The organism is Rhizobium sp. AN73 (genome assembly GCF_030757975.1).
Taxonomy (GTDB): Bacteria; Pseudomonadota; Alphaproteobacteria; order Rhizobiales; family Rhizobiaceae; genus Agrobacterium; species Agrobacterium arsenijevicii.
In genome coordinates, this window is sequence record NZ_JARWME010000001.1 from 1,183,123 (window position 1) to 1,199,765 (window position 16,643).

At 60.0% G+C, this 16,643-nt stretch carries 13 protein-coding genes; 11 read left to right on the top strand and 2 right to left on the bottom strand.

Translation table 11 applies throughout. The features are described from left to right. The first annotated feature begins 64 nt into the window (after positions 1-64). From RBH10_RS05240 to glnT, 5 genes are all read left to right on the top strand, one after another. Positions 65-742 (top strand): XRE family transcriptional regulator, encoded by a 678-nt coding sequence (locus RBH10_RS05240; protein WP_045020031.1) that lies wholly within the window; start codon positions 65-67, stop codon positions 740-742. A gap of 95 nt (positions 743-837) precedes the next feature. Beyond that, on the top strand, positions 838-1,743 hold the full coding sequence (locus tag RBH10_RS05245; RefSeq protein WP_281038786.1) for a glutamine amidotransferase family protein: 906 nt from the start codon (positions 838-840) through the stop codon (positions 1,741-1,743). Positions 1,744-1,779: 36 nt separating this feature from the next. Further along, complete coding sequence (locus RBH10_RS05250; RefSeq protein WP_281038787.1) at positions 1,780-2,466, top strand: GXGXG domain-containing protein; 687 nt, start codon at positions 1,780-1,782, stop codon at positions 2,464-2,466. A 16-nt stretch (positions 2,467-2,482) separates the two neighbouring features. Continuing rightward, complete coding sequence (locus RBH10_RS05255; RefSeq protein ID WP_281038788.1) at positions 2,483-3,811, top strand: FMN-binding glutamate synthase family protein; 1,329 nt, start codon at positions 2,483-2,485, stop codon at positions 3,809-3,811. 89 nt (positions 3,812-3,900) lie between these two features. Beyond that, positions 3,901-5,208 (top strand): type III glutamate--ammonia ligase, encoded by a 1,308-nt coding sequence (glnT, locus tag RBH10_RS05260; RefSeq protein WP_281038789.1) that lies wholly within the window; start codon positions 3,901-3,903, stop codon positions 5,206-5,208. Positions 5,209-5,326: 118 nt separating this feature from the next. Here glnT and RBH10_RS05265 read toward each other — a convergent pair whose 3' ends face one another. Then, complete coding sequence (locus RBH10_RS05265; RefSeq protein WP_045020039.1) at positions 5,327-5,941, bottom strand: TetR/AcrR family transcriptional regulator; 615 nt, start codon at positions 5,939-5,941, stop codon at positions 5,327-5,329. A gap of 305 nt (positions 5,942-6,246) precedes the next feature. On the opposite strand from RBH10_RS05265, the gene RBH10_RS05270 reads away from it, so the two are divergent. The 4 genes from RBH10_RS05270 to RBH10_RS05285 all read left to right on the top strand — a co-directional run bounded on the left by RBH10_RS05270 (position 6,247) and on the right by RBH10_RS05285 (position 12,405). Next, entirely contained in the window at positions 6,247-7,323 is a 1,077-nt protein-coding gene (locus RBH10_RS05270) for an efflux RND transporter periplasmic adaptor subunit (RefSeq protein ID WP_281038790.1), read from the top strand. Next, positions 7,323-8,408, top strand: a complete 1,086-nt coding sequence (locus RBH10_RS05275) for an efflux RND transporter periplasmic adaptor subunit (protein ID WP_281038791.1) — start codon at positions 7,323-7,325, stop codon at positions 8,406-8,408. Before RBH10_RS05270 ends, RBH10_RS05275 begins: the two co-directional genes overlap by 1 nt. Next, complete coding sequence (locus tag RBH10_RS05280) at positions 8,405-11,476, top strand: efflux RND transporter permease subunit (protein WP_281038792.1); 3,072 nt, start codon at positions 8,405-8,407, stop codon at positions 11,474-11,476. Before RBH10_RS05275 ends, RBH10_RS05280 begins: the two co-directional genes overlap by 4 nt. Positions 11,477-11,688: 212 nt before the next feature. Further along, entirely contained in the window at positions 11,689-12,405 is a 717-nt protein-coding gene (locus tag RBH10_RS05285) for a FadR/GntR family transcriptional regulator (RefSeq protein WP_281038793.1), read from the top strand. On the opposite strand, the gene RBH10_RS05290 is transcribed toward RBH10_RS05285, so the two are convergent. Beyond that, a complete protein-coding gene (locus RBH10_RS05290) occupies positions 12,374-13,801 on the bottom strand; it encodes an aspartate ammonia-lyase (RefSeq protein ID WP_281038794.1) in 1,428 nt (475 codons plus the stop codon). The genes RBH10_RS05285 and RBH10_RS05290 overlap by 32 nt on opposite strands. 273 nt (positions 13,802-14,074) lie before the next feature. Here RBH10_RS05290 and RBH10_RS05295 point away from each other — a divergent pair, with 273 nt between their 5' ends. Then, positions 14,075-15,535: an amino acid permease gene (locus RBH10_RS05295; protein WP_045020051.1), complete on the top strand. Its 1,461-nt coding sequence runs from the start codon at positions 14,075-14,077 to the stop codon at positions 15,533-15,535. Next, entirely contained in the window at positions 15,532-16,485 is a 954-nt protein-coding gene (locus RBH10_RS05300; RefSeq protein ID WP_281038795.1) for an asparaginase, read from the top strand. Before RBH10_RS05295 ends, RBH10_RS05300 begins: the two co-directional genes overlap by 4 nt. Positions 16,486-16,643 lie beyond the last annotated feature (158 nt).

Sequence of the window (16,643 nt, forward strand, 5' to 3'; positions counted from 1 at the left end):
TGTGGTGCGGCAAAGATTTCCTCCGAATTAAAATAGTTTTCCTATAAAGAAGGGAAAACACTTCATGCCGGAGGACCCCATGGCAAAGGACAGCACGAAGACCGAGCCTGCGCTTCTATCGCAGGACCCGCATGCGGTTCGCGAGCCGAGGGTCAATAATCTCGAAATGGCGATCGGCCATGAGGTGCGTGCCTATCGCAAGAAGCTCGGTATCACGGTCACCGATCTCGCATCCGCTACCGGCGTATCCGTGGGCATGCTCTCAAAGATCGAAAACGGCAATATCTCCCCGTCGCTCACCACGTTGCAGACTCTCTCGAGGGCATTGGGCGTGCCGATCACCGCGTTCTTTCGCGGCTTCGAGGAGCCGCGCAGCGCCACCTTCGTCAAGGCGGGGCAAGGGGTGAACATCGAACGCAGAGGCACCCGCGCCGGCCATCAATACAGCCTGCTGGGCCATATCGACAACAATACCAGCGGCGTGACGGTCGAGCCCTATCTCATCACTCTGACGAAAGACTCGGACGTGTTTCCGACCTTCCAGCATGAGGGCATGGAGTTTCTCTACATGCTGGAGGGAGAGGTGGTTTATCGCCATGGCGAGCAGCTTTTCACCATGCAGGCCGGCGACAGCCTGTTTTTCGATGCCGATGCGCCGCATGGGCCGGAGGAGCTGGTGAAACTCCCCGCCCGCTATCTGTCGATCATTTCCTATCCACAAAGGCGGCTGGCCAATGATTGATAAGTTGCCTTAGAAGAAAAAAATATTCCTGATAGTTGATTTGTGAAATTTCGCATGTTAGCCCTTCATTCAGAAACGAATGGAGGTGCCTGTCGATGTGCGGCATTGTTGGACTATTCCTGAAAGACAAAAGCCTCGAACCACAGCTGGGTGAGCTGCTTTCGGACATGCTCGTCACCATGACGGATCGCGGGCCGGACTCTGCCGGCATCGCCATCTATGGAAGCGTTGCCGATGGCAGGGCGAAGGTGACCGTCCAGTCGGCCGATCCTGCCACCGATTTCTCCGGCCTGACCGAAGCGCTGGAAGAAAATGGCGTCGAGGCCTCGGTCACGGTGAAAAGCACCCATGCGGTGCTGGATATTCCCTCCGATAAGCTCGACGGCATTCGCGCGGTTCTCACCGTCATCCGTCCGGATATCCGGGTCATGGGTTCCGGCGATAGCGTCGAAATCTACAAGGAAACCGGTCTGCCGAAGGATGTCGTCGCCCGTTTCGACGTGCGCTCCATGGCCGGCAGCCACGGCATTGGTCACACCCGCATGGCGACGGAATCTGCCGTAACCACGCTCGGTGCGCACCCCTTTTCCACCGGTGCGGACCAGTGCCTGGTGCATAACGGTTCGCTCTCCAACCATAACAATCTGCGTCGCGAGTTGGTGCGCGAGGGCATGACTTTCGAGACACAGAACGACTCGGAAGTAGCCGCCGCCTACCTCACGGCGGAAATGGCCAAGGGTAAGGACCTGGGCGAGGCGCTGACCGGCGCGCTTGATGATCTCGACGGTTTCTTCACCTTCGTCGTGGGCACCAAATCCGGTTTCGGCGTGGTGCGCGATCCCATCGCCTGCAAGCCGGCAGTGATGGCCGAGACCGACCAATATGTTGCTTTCGGCTCCGAATACCGCGCGCTGGTCAATCTGCCCGGTATTGAAAATGCCCGCGTCTGGGAGCCGGAACCGGCGACCGTCTATTTCTGGGACCATGAAAAGGCTGCCTGAAACCGTCATTGGCGCATATTGCGAAAGTCATAATCCATGCCAGTTTTTGATCTCTCCCACGCGCCGCTGCGTGAACTCAACAGTGCGCTGCACGGCCTTTCCTCCGGCGTAAACGACACCCAATTCGAAGTCGTCAATCCGCGCGGTCACCATGCCGTCGCTGTCGGCATCGACAGCCCCGTGATCGTCGATGTGCGCGGTTCGGTCGGTTATTATTGCGCCGGCATGAATGATGGTGGCACTGTCACGGTTCACGGCTCGGCCGGACCGGGTGTCGCAGAAAACATGATGTCCGGCACTGTCGTCATTGAAGGCGACGCCTCGCAATATGCCGGCGCCACCGGTCGTGGTGGGCTTCTCGTCATCAAGGGCAATGCCGCCTCCCGCTGCGGTATTTCCATGAAGGGCATCGATATCGTCGTGAAGGGCAATATCGGCCACATGTCCGCTTTCATGGGCCAGTCCGGCCATCTCGTCGTCTGTGGTGACGCGGGCGATGCGCTCGGCGATTCCCTTTATGAGGCGAAGCTCTTTGTGCGTGGCTCGGTGAAAAGCCTGGGTGCCGATTGCATCGAAAAGGAAATGCGGCCCGAACATCTGGAGAAACTAGCCGAACTTCTCGAAAAGGCTGGCGTCACCGATGTCAGCCCGAGTGAGTTCAAACGCTACGGTTCGGCCCGCACGCTCTACAATTTCAACATCGACAACGCCGACGCGTATTGAGGCGAGGGATTTTCCGATGAGCTATCACAACCCCTTCACCCCACCGCGTAAATCCGCAACCTTTGATGATCATACGCTGGCGGAAATCCGCCGTGCGGCGGCGACCGGCATTTACGATATTCGCGGCGCGGGCACCAAGCGCAAGGTTCCGCATTTCGACGACCTGCTGTTTCTCGGTGCTTCCATCTCGCGTTATCCGCTCGAAGGTTACCGCGAGAAATGCGACACGACCGTCACGCTGGGAACGCGCTTCGCCAAGAAGCCGATCACGCTGAAAACCCCGATCACAATCGCCGGCATGAGCTTCGGTGCGCTTTCCGGCAACGCCAAGGAGGCGCTTGGCCGCGGTGCGACGATTGCCGGCACCTCCACCACGACGGGTGATGGCGGCATGACGGATGAGGAGCGGGGCCACAGCCAGACGCTGGTTTACCAGTATCTGCCATCGCGTTACGGCATGAACCCTAGGGATTTGCGCCGTGCGGACGCCGTCGAGGTCGTTGTCGGCCAGGGCGCGAAACCGGGCGGCGGCGGCATGCTGCTTGGCCAGAAGATTTCCGATCGTGTCGCCAATATGCGCAACCTGCCGAAGGGCATCGACCAGCGTTCCGCCTGCCGTCATCCTGATTGGACCGGGCCGGACGATCTGGAAATCAAGATACTCGAACTGCGCGAAATCACCGATTGGGAAAAGCCGATCTACATCAAGGTCGGCGGTGCGCGCCCTTATTATGACACGGCGCTGGCGGTGAAGGCCGGTGCCGATGTGGTGGTGCTTGATGGCATGCAGGGCGGAACGGCGGCCACGCAGGATGTCTTTATCGAAAATGTCGGCATGCCCACACTTGCCTGCATTCGCCCTGCCGTGCAGGCGCTTCAGGATCTGGGCATGCACCGCAAGGTGCAGTTGATCGTCTCCGGCGGTATTCGCTCAGGTGCTGATGTCGCCAAGGCGCTGGCGCTCGGTGCAGATGCAGTCGCCATCGGAACGGCGGCGCTGGTGGCGCTGGGTGATAACGATCCACATTGGGAAGATGAGTACCGGAAGCTTGGCACCACCGCCGGCGCTTATGATGACTGGCACGAGGGCAAAGACCCCGCCGGCATCACCACACAGGACCCGGAACTTGCCGCGCGTCTCGATCCAATCGCGGCCGGTCGCCGCCTTGCCAACTATCTGAAGGTGATGACGCTGGAAGCGCAGACCATCGCGCGCGCCTGCGGCAAGAACCACCTCCACAATCTGGAGCCGGAAGATCTGGTGGCGCTGACGATGGAGGCTGCTGCAATGGCACAGGTGCCGCTGGCGGGAACAAACTGGTTCCCGGGGAAAGGCAGCTTTTAAAAATACTGAACAGACGGGCGGGCACATTTGGGAGGATGTGCCCGTCCTTTTTCGATGAAGTGTCTGATATTCAAAAAAAGGGGAATGACGTGACACTGGACCTCTCCACATTTGCTGCCGAAAAAGGCATCAAATATTTCATGATCAGCTATACTGATCTCTTCGGTGGCCAGCGCGCCAAGCTGGTTCCCGCAGAAGCCATCGGCGATATGCAGAAAGACGGCGCGGGTTTTGCCGGTTTCGCCACATGGTTCGATCTGACGCCGGCGCATCCCGATCTTTTCGCCGTGCCGGATGCCTCTTCGGTCATCCAGCTTCCCTGGAAAAAAGATGTCGCCTGGGTCGCCGCCGATTGTGTCATGGAAGACCAGCCGGTGGAGCAGGCGCCGCGTGTCGTTCTGAAAAAACTCATCGCCGAAGCGGCCGGAGAAGGGCTGCGGGTCAAAACCGGCGTGGAACCGGAGTTCTTCCTGATTTCACCGGATGGCACCAAAATCTCCGACGAATACGATACGGCGGAAAAGCCGTGCTACGACCAGCAGGCGGTGATGCGCCGTTACGACGTGATCGCCGAGATTTGCGATTATATGCTGGAGCTTGGCTGGAAGCCCTACCAGAACGACCATGAGGATGCGAACGGCCAGTTCGAGATGAACTGGGAATATGACGATGCGCTCCAGACCGCAGACAAACATTCCTTCTTCAAGTTCATGGTCAAATCCGTTGCCGAAAAGCATGGGCTGCGCGCCACCTTCATGCCGAAGCCTTTCAAGGGGCTGACGGGCAATGGCTGCCATGCCCATATTTCGGTCTGGGATCTCGACGGCAAGGTCAACGCCTTCGCCGACAAGGCAATGCCTTTTGGCCTGTCGGCCAAGGGCAAGACGTTTCTCGGCGGCATCATGAAACATGCGTCCGCTCTTGCGGCCGTCACCAATCCGACGGTCAATTCCTACAAGCGCATCAACGCACCGCGCACCATTTCTGGTGCGACCTGGGCACCGAACACGGTCACCTGGACCGGCAATAACCGCACCCACATGGTGCGCGTGCCGGGGCCGGGGCGTTTCGAACTGCGCCTGCCGGATGGCGCCGTGAACCCCTATCTGCTGCAGGCCATCATCATCGCCGCCGGCCTCTCCGGTGTCCGCTCGCAGGCCGATCCCGGTCCGCATCATGATATCGACATGTATCGTGAAGGCCATAAGGTGACGAATGCACCGAAACTGCCGCTCAATCTTCTCGATGCGCTACGCGAATATGAGAAGGATACGGAATTGCAGCAGGCGCTGGGCGTCGAATTCTCGAAGGCCTATCTGAAGCTCAAGCAGGGTGAATGGAACAGCTATTGCTCGCAGTTCACCGCCTGGGAGCATCAGACCACGCTGGACGTCTAAGTTCGGTTTCCCCCGCGCTCGGCAAACAGCGCGGGGTTTTTCAATATCGATGCCGCTGGCTTGGGCAACGGGTCGGAGAAGTTCTCGGTCCTCGCTCTGTTCGGCAAGAGAGTGCCAATTATTCCAATAGCCCGCGCATGATCAGTTCGAGGTGAATCTCCAGAACCGCCTGCCTGTCCAGAGTGCGCCGGTCGTCGAAAATCAGCCTGAAAACCAAGGTCCCGATGATGGGTGACAAGACGACCTTGGCGAGTTCGGTGGGGTTGGCTTTAAACTTTTTCTTCGCCACGCCTTTCTCTAGGATCGCGTCGATGTGTGCCAGCACCGGCGCCATCAACACATCGTGGTGTCGGTCGATGAGATCAGGAAACTTTGCACCTTCCGCGACGACGAAGCGGAAGAGTTCCCGCATTCTTCTGTTGTCGACGAAGGCGTCGAACAGGAATTCGAGCAGCAGGCGAAGTTCCTCGACGGGATCGTCGGAAGTGCGGGCATAGGCCCTGAATTCCTCCTGGAACGGCGCGGAGACGTGCTCGATCATTGCCTCGAAAAGCGCTTCCTTGGTTTCGAAATAGACGTAGACCGTACCTTTCGTCACCCCTACTCGCTCGGCAATGTCCTCGACCCGGGTCGCCGTAAATCCCCTTTTGGTGAATTCCTCGAATGCGGCATCGAGAATTTGCAACGGACGTTGTATCTTCTGTTCTGCGCGTGTCAGTTTTGCTTTCGCCATAACCCGGATCCTTGCGTATTTTTCGGCGCGTGCCCTTTTGTCCGTCGCAATCGGCGGAAATGACAGGTGGCTTGCCTACAGCACCGCCGTAAAAACCGGAATCGATTTTTACAAGACGCGGTGCGTGGTTCAGTATGTCAGAGCATCCCCCGATGCGTCCGAAGGCGCGCGCCGGGCAAAGTCGGAATGATCATTCGGGGAGCCCGGTTTGACGTCCGGACAGTTCCCGATTGGTGGCATAAGAATTTCATTGACTATTCAGTCAGTCAAATATTATAGGATGGGGCGAAGATCAAGAGGTCACCATGAAAAGCATTCTTTTGGCAGTGGCGGTCGGCAGCATTTTCGCCTTGTCGTCCTGCAGCAATGAAGAGCCGCCCGCCGAAAAGCCGCTGCGTACCGTCGATGTCGTCGCGGCGACGAAAAAGCCGGTCGATCGCGGCAGCGTCATCACCGGTGAGGTGAGGGCGCGGGTTCAGACGGACCTGTCCTTCCGGGTCAGCGGCAAGATTACCGAGCGGCTGGTGGATGTGGGCGCGGGGGTAAAGACCGGCCAATTGCTCGCCCGCATCGACCCTGAGGAACAGAAGGCGGATATCGACGTTGCTCTCGCCAACCTGCAATCCGCCGAAGCGCAGATGACGCAGGCGCAGCTGGCATTCGACCGCCAGCAAAGCCTTTTCAAGACGCAGGTAACTTCGCGCTCCGCGGTCGACAAGGCGCAGGAAACCCTGCTCACCACGCAAGGGGCGGTCAGATCGGCACAGGCGCAGCTGGATACGGCGCGCGATGCACTGTCCTATACCGAGCTCAGGGCAGATGCGGATGGCGTGATCACGGCGCGCAATGTCGAGGTTGGTCAGGTGGCGCAGGCGGCCCAGCTCGTCTTCACGCTTGCGCATGACGGGCCGCGTGATGCGGTTTTCGATGTCTACGAGTCCCTGTTCCTCGAGCGCGACATCGACAATCTCGTCAATGTCAGCCTCCTGTCGGACCCCACCCGCAGCGTCGAGGCGCCGGTGCGGGAGGTTTCCCCGACGATCGATCCGGACAATGGAACGATCAGGGTCAAGGTTGGCCTCAACGGTGATCTGACCATGCCGCTCGGCGCGCCGGTCTCAGGCCATTTCCGCTTCAAACAGGTCGATGCGATCGAGCTTCCCTGGTCGGCAATGGCGTCGCAGAACGGCCTTCCTGCCGTCTGGGTGGTCGATCCGCAATCCTCGGAAATCGCCATGCGCAGGGTCGAGGTCGCCGATTACGAGACGGGTCAATTCGTCGTCGCGGGAGGGCTTCTTCCCGGCGATCTCGTCGTGACCAGCGGGACCAAATTTCTCCGCACCGGTGAAAAGGTCGCCTATGAAAAGGGGCAGGCACAATAATGTTCAAGATAAACAGAAGCTTGTTTCTGCTGATTCCGGTGGTCGCACTCTCGTCCTGTCAGGAAAAGCAGGAAGCCCCGGCTGAAGCGCCGCGCCCGGTTCTTTCCGTCGTTGTGGAAGAGAAGCCCGCCGATGCGTTGCGGCTGACCGGCACGGTGGAGTCGCGCATTCAGACCGATCTCGGTTTTCGTGTTCTTGGCCGGATCATTGCCCGCAACGTCGATGTGGCCGATCTGGTCAAGAAAGGTGATGTGGTGGCGTCGATCGATCCGCTCGCGCTCGAACTTTCGGTGAAGAGTGCGCAATCGGACCTCTCCAATGCCGAAGCGCAATTGGCGAATGCGGTGACGACCGAGCAGCGCCAGCGCGTGCTGGCGGAGGCGCGCAGCGGCACGGAAGCAGCACTTGAAGAGGCCGAACAGGCCACACGAACTGCGAATGCCGCCGTCGCCAAAGCCCGTGCAAATCTGGACAAGGCCGAAGAGCAGCTGGGTTATACGCAGCTGCATGCGGAATTCGACGGCGTGGTAACCGCAACGTCAGGCGAAATCGGTCAGGTCGTCTCGGCTGGCCAGACGGTTGTAACCATCGCCCGCCCGGAAGTGCGCGATGTGGTGATCGACGTTCCGCAATTTGCGGCGCAGAGGCTGGAGATCGGATCGACCTTCGAGATCGCCTTGCAGCTCGATCCGAAAATACACACGACCGGCGTGGTGCGTGAGATCGCACCGGAAGCAGAAACGGCGACGCGCACGCGCCGCACGAAAATCAGCCTGCAGGATGCGCCGCCGGCATTCCGGCTCGGATCCGTCGTCACGGCCTCGGCACTTGCCGCATCCGAACCGCAGATCGAGCTTCCTTCCTCAGCCCTGCTGAAAACCGATAGTGGATGGGGTGTCTGGATCGTCAATACCGACACCGCCACGGTGACTTTGCGTCCGGTCACACTGGAGGGCGAACCCGTTGAAGGCGGCAGCGTGCGCATCACCGGCGGCGTCAAGCCCGGCGAACGTGTCGCCAGCGCCGGCGTCCACAAGCTTAGGGATGGACAAGCCATCAGGATCGATCAGGAGGTCCGTCTGTGAAGAAATTCAATCTCTCCGACTGGGCGCTCGAGCACCGTTCGCTCGTCTGGTATTTCATGCTGGTCTTCGTTCTTGCCGGCGTTTTCTCCTACCTCAACCTCGGGCGTGAGGAAGATCCGAATTTCACCATCAAGACGATGGTGATCAGCGCCCAATGGCCCGGCGCCTCGGCGGAAGAAGTGGCCCGGCAGGTGACGGACAGGATCGAGAAGAAGCTCGAGGAACTCGACAGCCTCGATCATCTGCGCAGCCAGACGGTGGCTGGCCGGACGACGATTTTCGTTGAACTCGTGCCGGAAACCAAGGCGAAGAATGTAGAGCCGACATGGGTGCGGGTGCGCAACATGATCGGGGACATCAAGGGTGAGTTTCCCTCGGGCGTCGTGGGCCCGTTCTTCAACGACCGTTTCGGCGATGTCTATGGCAATATCTACGCCTTCACCAGCGATGGTCTCAGCCAGCGGCAATTGCGCGATCTGGTGGAAGATGCACGCGCGAAGGTTCTGACCGTCGACAATATCGGCAAGGTCGATGTCATCGGCGCGCAGGACGAGGCGATCTATCTGGAGTTTTCCACGCGGCAGATCGCAGCGCTCGGTATCGATCAGCAATCGATCATCAAGACGCTGCAATCCCAGAACGCCGTCACCCAATCCGGTTTCGTCAATGCCGGGCCGGAGCGCGTGGCGCTGCGCGTCAGCGGCCAGTTCACCTCGGAAGACAGCCTGCGGGCCATCAACCTGCGCGTCAACAACCGGTTCTTCCCACTGACGGAAGTGGCGACGATCCGGCGCGGTTATGTCGATCCGCCGTCCTCGCTGTTCCGCTTCAACGGGCAACCGGCCATCGGCCTTGCCATAGGCATGAAAACCGGTGCGAACCTCGTGCATTTCGGCGAGGAGCTGGATGCGCAGATAAAACGCATCGTGGCGGATTTGCCTGTTGGCGTCGATGTGCACCGGGTATCCGATCAGCCGGCCGTGGTCGATGAGGCGGTCTCCGGTTTCACTTCGGCCCTGTTCGAGGCGATTGCCATCGTGCTCGTCATCAGCTTCATCAGCCTCGGGCTGCGGGCGGGCATGGTGGTTGCCGTCTCGATCCCGCTCGTGCTGGCGATCACCTTCGTTTACATGGAATATACCGGCATTTCGCTGCAACGCATCTCCTTGGGCGCCCTCATTATCGCGCTCGGGCTTCTCGTCGACGATGCGATGATCGCCGTCGAGATGATGGTCGCGCGCCTTGAGGTCGGCGACGATCTCAGAAAAGCGGCGACCTATGTTTATACTTCGACAGCTTTCCCGATGCTGACCGGTACGCTGGTCACCGTCGCCGGCTTCATTCCCGTCGGCCTCAACAACAGCGCGGCAGGCGAATTCACATTCACCCTGTTCGTGGTGATCGCCGTTTCGCTGATCGTGTCGTGGATCGTCGCAGTTGTGTTCACGCCGCTGCTTGGTGTCGCGATATTGCCGAAGGTGATGAAATCGCACCACGAGAAGAAGGGCCGTTTTGCCTCCGCCTTCTCCTGGCTTCTGGGCAGGGCGCTGCGCTGGCGCTGGGTCACGATCATTCTCACGATTGCGCTGTTCGGCCTTTCCGTCGGCGGCATGAGCCTTGTGCAGCAGCAATTCTTCCCGGCCTCAGACCGCGTGGAACTGATCGTTGACTGGAACCTGCCGCAGAACAGCTCGATTGCCGAAACCAACCGGCAGATGGCACAGTTCGAGCAGGAAGCGCTGGCGAAGAACGCGGATATCGACCATTGGACTACCTATGTCGGTGAAGGCGCGCCGCGTTTCATCCTCTCCTTCGACGTACAGACACCTGACGTCACCTTCGGCCAGACGGTCATCGTCACCAAGGGGCTGGATGTGCGTGACAAGGTCCGCGCCGAGTTGCAGGATTATCTGAACCGCACATTTACCGGCACTGACGCCTTCGTGAAGTTGCTCGATATCGGCCCGCCGGTCGGGAAACCGGTGCAATATCGCCTAAGCGGTCCTGATATCCAGAAGGTTCGTGAGCTTGGGCAACAATTGTCGGGCATCGTCGGCGAACATCAGCTGCTGTCCAACATGGTCATGGACTGGAACGAGCCGACGCGTGTGGTCAAGGTGGACGTGCTGCAGGACAAGGCCCGCCAGCTCGGCGTCTCGTCGGAAGATATCGCCAATGCCATGAACAGCATTGTCGAGGGTTCCACGGTGACGCAGGTCAGGGATGACATCTATCTCGTCAATGTGGTGGCGCGGGCGCAGATGGCGGAGCGTGGCTCCATCGAAACATTGCAGAACCTGCAATTGCCGGCGACCAACGGCAAGGCCGTGCCGCTCTCGGCTATCGCCAATTTCCGTTACGAGCTGGAACAACCGACCATCTGGCGCCGTGACAGAATTCCGACGATCACGGTCAAGGCTGCCATTATCGGCCCGACGCAGCCCGCCACGATCGTGGAGGAATTGAAGCCGAAGATAGAGGCGTTCCAGAAAACGCTTCCCGTCGGCTACAAGCTGGAAACGGGGGGTTCGGTGGAATCCAGCGCGGATTCGCAAGCGCCGATCGTTGCCGTGGTGCCGCTGATGCTGTTTGCGATGGCGACCATTCTGATGCTGCAGCTGCAAAGCTTTAGCAGGCTGTTTCTCGTCTTCGCCGTGGCGCCTACCGCTCTTATCGGCGTGGTGGTGGCGCTGCTGCTCTCCAATGCGCCGATGGGCTTCGTCGCCATTCTCGGCGTGCTGGCGCTGATCGGTATTCTGATCCGCAACTCGGTCATTCTCGTCGTCCAGATCGAACATCTGAGAAGCGAGGGGGTCTCGGCATGGCGCGCCGTTGTCGAGGCAACCGAGCACCGCATGCGGCCGATCATGCTGACGGCTGCGGCGGCCACACTTGCTCTCATCCCCATATCGCGGGAGATTTTCTGGGGGCCGATGGCCTATGCGATGATGGGCGGCATTGTGGTCGGCACGGCGCTCACGCTGCTTTTCCTGCCGGCGCTCTATGTCGCGTGGTTCCGCATTCCGCGCGAAGATGACAAGCCGGAAGGACAGGAAATCAAGGCGTGATATCCGATAAACAGCCACACCCTTGCAATCGCGAGGGTGTGGCGCAGGCATAGAGGGCTTTCCGCCTAAATTCCGTAAATATGCCCGCCATCGTTGTTCCCCCGGTGCGGATAGTGTTAGGAAGATCGGCTTAGCTGTGGGAGCAGCGCCATTCTGCAAACGGCTGCTTCTCCCATGGTAAGGACAGGTCACAGGTGCCGGAGGGTTGCAATATGGGCGGGTTTTCGGATTGGCTTGCGGATGCAAAGCCGATCAATCGCAAGAATGCCGCGGAAGTGGTGTTCGAGGATATCCGCTCCGCCATTACCTCAGGGCAGCTTGCGGTTGGAACCCGGCTGCCGTCCGAAACCCATCTGGCGGAACGATATGGCGTCAGCCGGCCGATCGTCCGCGAGGCGCTGCGCTCTCTCCAGACTCTGGGGTTAACGCAGACCCGCACGGGAAGCGGCACCTACGTCATGACGGTGACGCCGCCTTCCGAACTGAGTTACGGCGCCTATTCCGCCCGCGATCTGACCGAGGCCCGCCCCTTCATCGAGGTGCCGGCTGCCGGCTGGGCGGCGCTGCGGCGCACCGACGCCCAACTGGAGATTCTGCTGGAACTATGTGACCGGATGGAAGCCGAAGAGAGGCCGCACCCCTGGGTGTTGCTGGACGGGCAATTCCATTGCGCGATTGCGGAAGCTTCGGCCAACGGGCTGTTTGCCAAGGTCGTGGCCGATGCCCGTGAAGCCTTATCCCAGCAGTCCGAAATGGTGAACCTGATGGCAGGCCGCCGTGTCGCATCGAATGTCGAGCACCGCCGGATCGTTGAAGCAATCCGGCGGGGTTCTGCGCCAGAGGCGCGCGAGGCGATGGAACTTCACCTGGGCCAGGTGAAGCAGGTGGTGACGACGATCATTGGAGAGGATCGGCCTCGCCACCCGTAAGAGCGGGCAGGTTGGCTAGGTGCCGGGGGCTCAGCGCCCGCTGCAGTTCCTCGGCTGTCAGGTACCCGCGCTCCAGAGCCACCTGCGGCACGGTGCGGCCGCTGGCGAGCGCCTCTTTCGCAACCTCTGTCGCCGCATAATAACCAATCAGCGGATTAAGCGCGGTTGCGAGACCGATCGATTCCTCCACACGCTGCGCCATGATGGCTGGATTGGCCACGATGCCGTCGACGCAGCGTTCCGCCAGTGTCCGGCAGGCGGCACTGAGCTGGCTGATGCTCTGGGAAAGGGCGCGCACGATGATCGGCTCAAAAGCGTTTAGCTGAAGCTGTCCTGCCTCGGCGGCCATGGTGATGGTGATATCGTTGCCGATCACCGCATAGGCCACCTGATTGACCACTTCGGGAATGACCGGATTGATCTTGCCCGGCATGATGCTAGAACCCGCCTGAACGGAGGGCAGGGTGATTTCGCCGATGCCCGCGCGCGGGCCCGAAGAGAGCAGGCGAAGGTCGTTGCAGGTCTTCGACAATTTGACGGCGACGCGTTTCAACACGCCGGAGAGGTGAACGAATGCGCCCGGATCCTGCGTCGCTTCGATCAAGTCAGCCGCCGTCACCAGCGGTCGACCGGTCAGCTTGGCCAGATGCTGGCACGCCAGAGCCGCATAACCGCGCGGTGCATTGAGCCCGGTGCCGATGGCGGTGGCACCGAGATTGATCTCATGCAGCAGTGCGGCGGATTCGATGAGGCGGGCCTGATCTTCGCCGAGCATCACCACGAAAGTGCGGAATTCCTGACCGAGTGTCATCGGCACGGCATCCTGCAACTGCGTGCGCCCCAGCTTGATGAAGCCGGAAAATTCCTGTGCCTTGCGGTCGAAGGCGTCTTTCAGCACGCCCATGGAGGCCGCGAGATCGTCGATCGCCTCAATCGTCCCGACATTGATCGCGGTCGGATAGGCGTCGTTGGTCGACTGGCTGAGATTGACGTGATCGTTCGGGTGAAGGTGGGCATAATCGCCCTTGGCGTGGCCAAGCAGTTCAAGCGCCCGGTTGGCGATGACCTCGTTGGCATTCATGTTGGTGGAGGTACCGGCTCCGCCCTGAATTTCATCGACCACGAACTGATCGTGAAGCGCGCCGGCACGGATTTCGCGGCAGGCCTTGGCAATTGCTTCCATCCGCTCGCTGTCGAGCAGTCCCAATTCGTGATTTGCGAGCGCGGCTGCTTCCTTCACATAGGCCAATCCCCTGATGAGATAGGGGTTGTGGCCGATGGTCACGCCCGTGATCTGAAAGTTTTCCACCGCGCGCGCCGTGTGCACGCCCCAATAAACATCTGCCGGAATTTCCTTGGTTCCGAGCAAATCATGCTCCCTGCGCGTCACGCCCACTTTTTCCTCCAATGGCTCAAAGCGTTATCTAAATCTGTAAAGCTGTCTTACAGATTTTTCGACCTTAGTCCCTCGTCCTGCGAAGGTCAATAATGATCGGATCCCCTTGACGAATGGCAGTATCTGCAATTATGAGGACAAAAATCTGTCATGCAGCTTTACAGCGTGCATGAGCATGCTGGCCATATTCCCAGCGCGGACTGTGCCAGTTCCCATTCTGATTTCCGGCGTAATGCCGGCTGCAAAGCAAATTCATCGGGAGGAGAAATATCGATGCAATCCGTGAAAAAGGTGCCCGCCGAACGAGAGGTTTTTGCCGAGGAAGACCTCGGCTACCATAAGGCTCTCAAACCGCGCCAGATCCAGATGATCGCTATCGGCGGCGCGATCGGAACCGGGCTGTTCCTCGGCGCTGGTGGTCGGCTGGCGCAGGCAGGCCCCGCACTGGTTTTCGTTTATGCGCTTTGCGGCTTCTTCGCGTTTCTCGTGCTGCGCGCGCTCGGCGAACTTATCATGCACCGCCCGAGTTCCGGTTCCTTCGTTTCGTATGCCCGCGAGTTCTACGGCGAGAAAATGGCCTTCGCCGCCGGCTGGATGTACTGGCTGAACTGGGCGATGACGTCGGTGGCAGACGTGACCGCTGTTGCGCTCTACATGAATTTCTTCAAGCAATATGTTCCGTGGCTGGCCGGTATCGACCAGTGGGTATTTGCGATGACAGCACTTCTGGTGGTGCTGGCGATGAACATGCTGTCGGTGAAGGTGTTCGGCGAACTGGAATTCTGGTTCAGCCTGATCAAGGTGCTGGCGCTTGCCATTTTCCTTGTCGTCGGTGTTTATTTCGTCATCTTCGGCACGCCCATCGAAGGCCATGTTACCGGCTTCAGCATCATCACCGACAATGGCGGCTTCTTCCCGAACGGTATTCTTCCGGCCTTCGTCATCATTCAGGGCGTGGTGTTCGCTTATGCCTCGATCGAGCTGATCGGTACGGCGGCTGGCGAAACCGAAGACCCGCGCAAGGTGATGCCCCGCGCCATCCGCGCCGTGGTCCTGCGTCTCGTGGTGTTCTATGTCGGCTCGGTGCTGCTGTTCACGCTGCTTCTGCCTTACACCGCCTACAAGGCGGGTGAGAGCCCGTTCGTAACCTTCTTCGGTTCCATCGGCGTGCAGGGCGCGGATGTGATCATGAACCTCGTCGTTCTGACCGCCGTGCTGTCCTCGCTCAATGCCGGACTTTATTCCACCGGTCGTATTCTCCATTCGATGGCGGTTTCCGGATCGGCTCCGGCAGCGCTTGCGAAGATGAACAAGGCTGGCGTGCCCTATGGCGGCATCGCGGTGACAGCGGTCGTGACCGTTCTCGGTGTGGCACTGAACGCCGTGGTACCTGCCGCCGCCTTCGAAATTGCGCTCAACCTCTCGGCGCTCGGCATCATCTGCGCATGGGCCGTTATCGTGCTCTGCCAGTTGAAGCTCTGGCAGCTTTCCCAGCGCGGCGAGTTGGTGCGTCCGGATTTCCGCATGTTCGGCGCGCCTTACACCGGCATCCTCACGCTCATTTTCCTGTTCGGTGTGCTGGTGCTGATGGCTTTTGACTATCCTATCGGCTCGTGGACGATCGCATCGCTGCTGGTCATCATCCCGGCGCTGGTAATCGGCTGGTATCTGCTGCGTGACCGTATCCATCGTCTGGCCGGTGAGCGTGCGGCAGGCGCGGGAGCATCGCATTGAGCGGGCAGGGTGAAGCTCCATTGGTGGCGGTCATCGCCACCGGTGGCACCATTGCCAGCAGGCGTGGCGCCGATGGCGCCAGCACGCCCAGCCTTTCAGGCGAGGACCTGCTGGCACTGGTTCCGCAGATCAGTGCACGGCTGAAGCCGGTTGATCTGATGGCGAAGGACTCTTCCAGCCTGACCTTGGCCGACATGCAGCGCATCAGCGATGCGGTTGGCGTCGAGCTGAATGATCCCGCCGTGGCGGGCGTTGTCATTCTGCATGGAACCGACGCGATGGAGGAATCCTCGCTGCTCGTGCATCTGCAGCACGTCATCAGCAAGCCGGTTGTCTTCACCGGCGCACAGTTTACCGCCGACCATCCGGATGCGGACGGGCCGGCCAATCTGGCACAGGCCATAGAAACCGCGCTCGATCGGAAGAGTGTCGAACGCGGCGTGCTCCTATCCTTTGGTGGCCGCTGTCTGCCGGCATGGGGGCTTTATAAGCGCAGCGCGGATGCTGCGGATGCCTTCCGTTCCGCGCGACCTGTGGCGCATGGTGGCGGGCTGAACTTCGCCGCTCCCGTCACCGCTATGCGGGTCGATATCGTTGCCATTCATCCCGGCTGCGATGCCACCCATATCGATGCGAGCCTGCAGGCGGGTGCCGGCGGCATCGTGCTTGCCGCACTTGGTTCCGGCAATGCCAATCCGGGCATCGCGGCGGCCGTGAAGCGCTGTGCCGAGCGCGGCGTGCCCGTTGTTGTTTCCAGCCGGGTGCCGGAAGGCCTGCTGGTGGCGAGTTACGGCGGCGGTGGCGGCGGTCACGATCTCGTCGCAGCCGGTGCCATCCATTCGTCCACGCTTCGTCCGGGTCAGGCGCGCATCCTGCTGGCCGCATTGCTTGCCGGTAAAACTCCTGCGGAAAAGATCATTTCCGCTTTCAAGGACAGCCCGCTCTCCTAAGTAGCGGCAACGGTGCCCGCGCTGGCGGGCACCAGAATTCCTATGGGATTCCTATTTTATTCCATCTGCGGCCGTCTCGAACCTTTATGCGGTTTGGGCGCATTCTCCCATGTGAGAAGCGATGGTGTTCCCTTCTCAGCCAGAAAGAATGAAAAGCG

Bases quoted from the DNA above. Each gene is read 5' to 3' on its own strand.
- RBH10_RS05240 (WP_045020031.1), top strand. From the start codon at position 65: ATGCCGGAGGACCCCATGGCAAAGGACAGCACGAAGACCGAGCCTGCG.
- RBH10_RS05245 (WP_281038786.1), top strand. From the start codon at position 838: ATGTGCGGCATTGTTGGACTATTCCTGAAAGACAAAAGCCTCGAACCA.
- RBH10_RS05250 (WP_281038787.1), top strand. From the start codon at position 1,780: ATGCCAGTTTTTGATCTCTCCCACGCGCCGCTGCGTGAACTCAACAGT.
- RBH10_RS05255 (WP_281038788.1), top strand. From the start codon at position 2,483: ATGAGCTATCACAACCCCTTCACCCCACCGCGTAAATCCGCAACCTTT.
- RBH10_RS05265 (WP_045020039.1), bottom strand. From the start codon at position 5,941: ATGGCGAAAGCAAAACTGACACGCGCAGAACAGAAGATACAACGTCCG.
- RBH10_RS05270 (WP_281038790.1), top strand. From the start codon at position 6,247: ATGAAAAGCATTCTTTTGGCAGTGGCGGTCGGCAGCATTTTCGCCTTG.
- RBH10_RS05275 (WP_281038791.1), top strand. From the start codon at position 7,323: ATGTTCAAGATAAACAGAAGCTTGTTTCTGCTGATTCCGGTGGTCGCA.
- RBH10_RS05285 (WP_281038793.1), top strand. From the start codon at position 11,689: ATGGGCGGGTTTTCGGATTGGCTTGCGGATGCAAAGCCGATCAATCGC.
- RBH10_RS05295 (WP_045020051.1), top strand. From the start codon at position 14,075: ATGCAATCCGTGAAAAAGGTGCCCGCCGAACGAGAGGTTTTTGCCGAG.